Here is a 6,755-nt window from a genome sequence, read left to right as displayed (position 1 = left end):
TCTGATCGCCAGTCTTCTGCCAGCTTGACCTTAAACGGCTTTTCACGTTTGACTCGCCGGAAATGAATGTTGACCACCCCCTCAACGGGCTCGTCCTGAACCTGGTCCGTTTGAACAAATTGCTTCTCGCGGTCGTACCGCCATTCCGAAAAGGTCTGTAACGCGATCGAATTCAGCAATTCGCGCAGCGTCGGTTGATAGGACTGGAGAAACGCTGGCTGTAACTCACTTCGAGAAATCTTTTTGTCTTCAGCGATCAATCCGACGCCTACCCCGATATTCAGTCGACTTTGAACGAGGAAAATCTTTGTGAAGTCGCGAAATGTCAGGCCCGCGTTACCGTCGGTACGCCGGTCGAGCAGTTCATTCAGTTTGTCCTCTGAGAGAACGACCAGCGGACTCAACGCAGGCTCGCCGTCTCCCTCTTCCCCCTTCGTTTTTGCAGTCTCCTCCTTCCTCTGGTCGGTTCGGTCGCTCTCCTGTGTTTCAGCGTCTGACGGAGGCGAAGCGACTTCCTTCGTGGATTGAGCGTCGCCGCGAACGCAGAACAGCGCCGCTACCAGGAACGCAAACGGTGCGATTTTCATTTTCCGAGCCTTAGACAGAGTGAGCACCCATCTCGCTGCACAAATTTGAACTTCAATCGAATGAACGCGCTGAACGGAACACCTTGTCCGTCGACGAGCGTTACAGAAGTGTCACGAGTATTATGTTGCTTAGCGAACGCATTACACCATTCGGTGATAATTCATTTCTTATCATGCTGAATCGGTCATAACGTTTTCGACTTGACGAATAGAAATCTCCAATTCGAGCAGGCAACTCGAACAGATGCGAATGGGAGGTTCCAGGTCCAGGCCGCTCCCTGAACACGCAAACGGCACGACTCTGAAGAATTTTTCTCCCGCGTCTTTCGCTCATCCATGCACAAAGAGTGAATGATCGACTGCAATACAAACGTCGCTGTCGCATCTTATGCTGCGCAGCAAAGAAAGGTCCGCTCAAGCTGTCGACAGCTCGGCACCGCGCAATCGTATGATTGCTGGTCGCTCCGAAAAACCAGTCAGCCGGAACTCTATCGCAGACGGAGGACCGGCCCGCGTTTTTCTGCTCGCCGTCAATAATTTGTTAAAATTTGAAAGTGGTGAGCGACGTACTCACGGGCGCGAGCCGGCATCTGTGCATTTCCAAACTGCTAACGCACCTAGTCGTTCGCCTGCCTGTTCGCTTCCCAGATTTTCGATTCCTTCGCTTTCAGGTAGCCTTGATTGGTTGGCTTGAGCGTCCAGGTTTCGATGCTCTTCAGCCGGGTCGTGGCTCCCGTCGTGAAACCGGCGATCTGCGCATTCGGATCGTGGCCTTCATGGACCGCGACAAGACTCTGTCGGTCATTGACGAAGACTTCGACCAGATAGCGGTCAACAAAAATTCTCAGCTCGACGTCCTCGTTGGGATCAAGGTCCGCAGGTTTGAACGGGGCGTCCGTCGTTCCGACTCGGATGGTCCCCGTTTCAGGCCGGAAGAGGACCGGCAATCCCCCTCCCTTCCCGTCTGAAAACAGGACAAACCCGAACAGCTTCCGTTCCATCGCTGCGCGTGGGATCACGATGCGAACTTCGAACGTGTCGCCCGGGTGTTTGAGAAGAGTCTGTAGTTCCGGAGCGGCAATCGGCGGAACACGATCGAATGGCCCCTTGATTGCACTCGACAACTCGACATCCCGAAGTTCCTGATGCGCGTCCCGAAGTGTGGCCAGTTCTTTCAACGGCTTGATGCGCAGCGTGCGATCTGACGCAAGACTCAATTCTCGAGGCAGCGACTGAATGGTCTTATTGAGGTACTTATTGTCCTTGCCGATGGAGGTCAGCCAGGCCCACATCACGCGACGACCGTCAGGGGTCAGCACGCTTTCGGGTGCGAAAAAGTCAGTCCGCTGAAATAGACCGTAGACGGGTTGGTCGTCACGCCGGTAGTTCAACCGCCCGTGAGTCTGCGGTACGAATTTTTCGGCTTTTGCATCCCAGTCACCGATGTAATAGCGGCATCCCAGCGTGTGACTGATACACAGCAGCATCCATTTGTCACCGATGGGGAAAAAGTTCGGGCAGGAAATGTCTTCGCCGATGGCGACGTCGGGAAGCTCGTGAGCCAGAAAATCGCCCACCAGCGTCCAGTGCTTCAGGTCGGTTGATTTCATCAAAGGAGGATTGGTTCCGCCTGAAATTGCATAGTAGGTCTCGCCAATCAGGAAACAATCCGGATCCCAGTGCTCAATCTTCGCCTCAGACCCGTCGGGATTGGTCACCTGTACCGCGTACGGCTTTTCCCATTCTGAGAGCCTTCGATCCTTGGCGATGGCAATCTGATTGCGGCCTGACAGGTGACCGTGGTAGATCGCCGCCGGCTTCCCTTCTTTGGTGAGAAACCCCGTCCCGCTGAACATTCCATGCCCGGTGAATGCCGGTTGGAGCTTCGTAGTCTCCCAGTTCCAGTGCAACATGTCCGAACTGGTCAGATGAACGAAGCTGACCGATTCGCGGTCCTTGTAGGGATGCCGCAGGATATAGTGCAGATGATACGTCCCATCCAGACAGAACGCCGCGTTGGGGTCTCCAGGCGAACTGTCGGCTCCCGGATGAATCAGATGCAAATTCAACGCAAAGTCGTCCGCCGGCGCCGCATTCTTCTGAGGTTCATCCGCCAGCAGGAACGAGCCCCAAAGCCCGCCCAGTGCAGCAGCTATCAACCAACTCCGAGCACAATCGATTCGCAACATCAACGCCCTTCCCGCTTCAGCATCCACAAGCTCAGTGAAAATCACCCACCAAGGTGAGTCCTCGAAACTCCATTCCTGGAATCAAGGACAGAGCTTAGCCTGCCAGCCTCGTGATGACAAAACGATCTGGACCCTCCGAGTCCACGCTTTTCCCACGAGAGACACCAACACGACAGCATCGTGGCCGCCTCTTGCCAAGTGGGCTGGGTCAAATGTTGAGCACGTCGTACTGCTTGCACCAGTCAAATGTCACAAGCCCAAACATCAACTCTTCGATTTCATTGATGGGTGTGAGATACGGTGCCCAATCTGCCGGTACAGAAAATTCCAGCGGAACACCCGTCAGTCGTTGCCTCAACACAAAGCCGAATGTCTTGGGTCCGTCGTCGGTCCTTGCAACGACAATCTTCCAGAACTGTCTGGGTATCTGAATTTTCACGGGCCCGCTGGAATCAACTCCGTTAAAGCGTTTGTCTGCCGGATCGAGGACTGGACCCCCGAACACAGTGACACGTTCCGCACTCGTTCCGTCTTCGATCAGCTTTTCCAGGTCGCCCCAGTTGTCGACTCCTTTGGTCGCCTGATTAAACTGTGCCACTTGAGGTGAGCAGTTCGTCGTATGGAACGTATCCCCGTTCCCTTTCTGCATGTCCTCGAAGGAGCTACCCCAGGCCATATCATCTCGACGCACAATGTGACCCCGGTCGAACATCCCCTGGTCCTGGATGAAGAATTTGTCGGGTAGCTGCTCATTCGCAGGAATTCGAGCGTCGATGGTCCAGGCCTCGATGATGTTGTCGCTCTGAAACCCGTTCAATTCGCGTCGGGTCGGTTTCCGTCCATTCGACAATCGTTTGTCAGATGCTTGCCAGCTGACATTCGCAGCGGTGAACAGTGCAAGCCGTCGATGCTTATGCATCACGACGGAAAACTTATGGTACTTCAGTTCGTGGCTGCCATCTGCCAGGACCGAAGCAACACCAATCCCTGGTTGAGTCAGTTGCGGCAGCGGTACGAGTTCACTTCCATCAAGCTCCAGAAAACTAGGATCATAACCCGTACGCTGCTCCAGATGCGGGTGAATATTGGGAACTTGATACGTCGCCTCCGGCTCGGGTCGAGCACCAGCGACGGGAGCCTGAGGGATGGTACCGATGAGAGGATGCGCCAGCGATACGGAAATCTGGATCGGAATTGTCCACGTCGCGGAAACGGTACCTGCGGGCCCCGCGGGACAGACGACATTTGGCACCGTGACATCAGGCACAGCGACGACTTTCGTCCCTCCACCACCTGCCGCCTCATACCCTCGCCAGGCGTGGTCCCACTCCGTCGTTGAAGGAACGGTACCGACAAAGTTCACACCGGCATCGACCACCCGGCGATCGCGGGCCAATTCGAACATCGGCACCGAGTAGTTGGCTTTTAATGTGATTCCAGCGAAATGCAGTCCGACGACCTCACCGGTCTCCACATCGATAATCGCGGATCCAGAGTTCCCCGCCAATGTCGAGCTGTCATGAGTCATGGCGGGAACAAGGAAGCCAAAACTCTCAATCCTCTCTCGAATTTCCACTTCGCCAGGTGCCAGCCGTTTGACACCGAAGATGTTCTGGTAGACTTTTCGTTCCAGTTGGATGGCTGCACGGGAGCGGTCATTGCCACGCCCAGGGTAGCCAATCACGGCAATCTCGCGCTGCACGAGATCCTCTGGAGCGCGTACGGAGAGAGGGAGTGCTCCGTTCGCTGCGGCGAGCCCTTCGACGCGAAACAGAGCCATGTCCCAGTAAGGGTGTATCATTACGACATCAGTCAGGCGCAGGCTGGTGGAGAGATCATTCGGGTCCAGCCCGTTTTCCCGTCGGAAGTTGATCGCCGAATCAATCCCCGGGACAAATGAGAGCTGGTTCCGAATTTGCCCTGTTCCTCTCACGAACGCCGCCGCGACATGCCGATTCGTCATCAACAGGTTCGGTCCTACGATGAACCCGGTCCCGATATGTTGAGGAATCCCTCCTGAAATATCTTCGATGCGGCCAATGGATGACATCACGGAGTTGAGTCGCGTTCGCACGGGCTCCGCATTGAAGTGTGTCCACGGAGCTTCCAGCACGTCAAATTCATCTTCGATGACAAACGCGACGGGACGTCCATCTGCTTCAACAATCGCCTCGAGGTAATTTCGTTCTTTCGGCGTGATATTCTCGAAGTCACCGTTCTCCATCTTATTCAATGCCGACGCCTGGAATGTAAGATCACCCGCAACGGACCGGTCCAGACGTGACCCGGGCACACGAGCAATGTCGGGCAGACTTTCCGTCCCCCTGCTCTCTGTTAACGAAGCTGAACTCTCCTTCGAAAGCGATTCCAGCTTGCCATCTCCGGCAATTTTAGAAAGTTTTTGACGCAGGGAATGTAGTCGATAGTCACGTGCCATGAATCGCCTCCTTCCGAAATAAAGCTGGGATAAACTTCAGTCAGAACCGTCAGCCACCCGAATTCGCGACGATCTTGGAGATGTACGTATCCAGGTTGTGATCACTGATGCTGGGAAAGAGTCCCTCCATCTGCGGTGCACGTTGTGACTCAGTCAAGCTCCGATTGACGCGGATGACCTCCTGGCCGATCTGCGACTGAAGAGATCGATATTCAGCTTCGGTCAGCATGGGGGGACCTGCAGAGATCGATTCCTGCTGCATGGAGGAGACACTTTCCTGTTCACTGGATGGCAACGAGGCACCATTCCGAAGTCGTCCTCGGGAATCGAAATGCAGCAGACGACCCACGTGCTCATACCCGGGGGGAACGCGCGGAACGATATCGTCGTCATTGACGAAGCGAAAAAACCTGCCTCCATAGTGCTGGACGAAAAACATCCTGAACGAGCCACTGCCAGCCGCCGGTTGACCGAAGGTGACCACCCAGGCCGCAGGCAGAAACGCTTGCCATTCAGCGGCGATCACTGTCGCTAGCGCCCCTCCGAGACTGTGCCCCGTGACAATCAGCTTGCGGTCACCAATCTCTGAAAGCGCCGACCTTAAACGCGATTCGACAGCCTGAAACGCCCCCAGAAATCCACGATGCACAACTCCGTAATCCCGGGTTCGCCCAGGAACATTGATGTTTCTCAGCCAGTCCCCCCTGCTCTCTGTCCCGCGAAACGAGACCAGAGCAAATTCAGAAGTCAGTGCCACAAAACATTGTGTGTCATCCACGTCGATGAACTCACAGGATTCGAATCCCCAGTTCCTCGTACCAGTGACACAAGTCGAATTCACGGCATCGTCAGTCTCATATGCCAGTTTGCTGGCAAGCGCCAGTGACTGAGCGGCTTTCCAGGTGAATGTCGATTGCGCGAGTGCGTCGCGATGAAATGTCGCAGTATCAATTGCGGGTAGTAAAGGAGTGGCCTGACCTTCAAGTTCGAAAGGGAGATCCCTACGCGACACAACTTGAGCAGGACTTTGACTCAGCACAGGAGTACCGACAGACACCGTCACAACGAACTGCAGGGGGACCTGAATTGTTACACTGGAACTGTTCATTGAAGTTTCATTCATTATCACTCCTCTACACTTTCTTCGTTTCGCGGACTGGAAGCAGTTTCAAAACCGTGCAGACGATTCGGGCCGGATCTGGCTTTTGATGGAGAATTCGCTCGACAGCTTCTGCAGAATGAGGTTTTGAAACTGCCTCGCGTGGAAGGAGGGCGACATACGATAGTCAGTTCTCATAGGATAAGACAAACATGTATGAAATATCCGAGATCATTCTTTATGTCGAAGAGATGCAGGAAGCCGTCGAGTTCTATCGGGATCGGCTTGGGTTGAATCTGGTGTACCCCAACTGTGAAGACTTTTCGAGTAACTGTTAAGCTATTCTGGGCTTTTCCAGTGGCCAGGGTTTGGTAAATTTTGAGCATCATGGATGATGTTGCGTTACTCAAAGAGCAGGTAGCGGCTTTGCTGCATCGCGTGGC

The 6,755-nt window shown here is 54.4% G+C and carries 5 protein-coding genes; 1 reads left to right on the top strand and 4 read right to left on the bottom strand.

All coding sequences use genetic code 11. From position 1 onward, the window contains the following. The 4 genes from VGE80_RS18930 to VGE80_RS18915 form a co-directional block, all read right to left on the bottom strand. Positions 1-587, bottom strand: a 587-nt coding sequence (locus tag VGE80_RS18930) for a hypothetical protein (RefSeq protein WP_440593748.1), incomplete at its 3' end; no start/stop codon positions are given. 617 nt (positions 588-1,204) lie between these two features. Then, positions 1,205-2,776 (bottom strand): glycoside hydrolase family 32 protein, encoded by a 1,572-nt coding sequence (locus VGE80_RS18925; RefSeq protein WP_440593747.1) that lies wholly within the window; start codon positions 2,774-2,776, stop codon positions 1,205-1,207. A gap of 208 nt (positions 2,777-2,984) precedes the next feature. Next, on the bottom strand, positions 2,985-5,213 hold the full coding sequence (locus tag VGE80_RS18920; protein ID WP_440593746.1) for a DNA/RNA non-specific endonuclease: 2,229 nt from the start codon (positions 5,211-5,213) through the stop codon (positions 2,985-2,987). Positions 5,214-5,262: 49 nt separating this feature from the next. Further along, entirely contained in the window at positions 5,263-6,336 is a 1,074-nt protein-coding gene (locus VGE80_RS18915) for a lipase family protein (protein ID WP_440593745.1), read from the bottom strand. Positions 6,337-6,524: 188 nt separating this feature from the next. Between VGE80_RS18915 and VGE80_RS18910 the strand changes: the two genes are divergently transcribed. Further along, positions 6,525-6,650, top strand: a complete 126-nt coding sequence (locus VGE80_RS18910; protein WP_440593744.1) for a VOC family protein — start codon at positions 6,525-6,527, stop codon at positions 6,648-6,650. Positions 6,651-6,755 lie beyond the last annotated feature (105 nt).

This window comes from Schlesneria sp. (assembly GCF_036405755.1).
Classification (GTDB): Bacteria; Planctomycetota; Planctomycetia; order Planctomycetales; family Planctomycetaceae; genus Schlesneria; species Schlesneria sphaerica.
The sequence above is the reverse complement of the archived record's forward strand: the minus strand, read 5'-3'. Positions and strand labels throughout refer to the sequence as shown.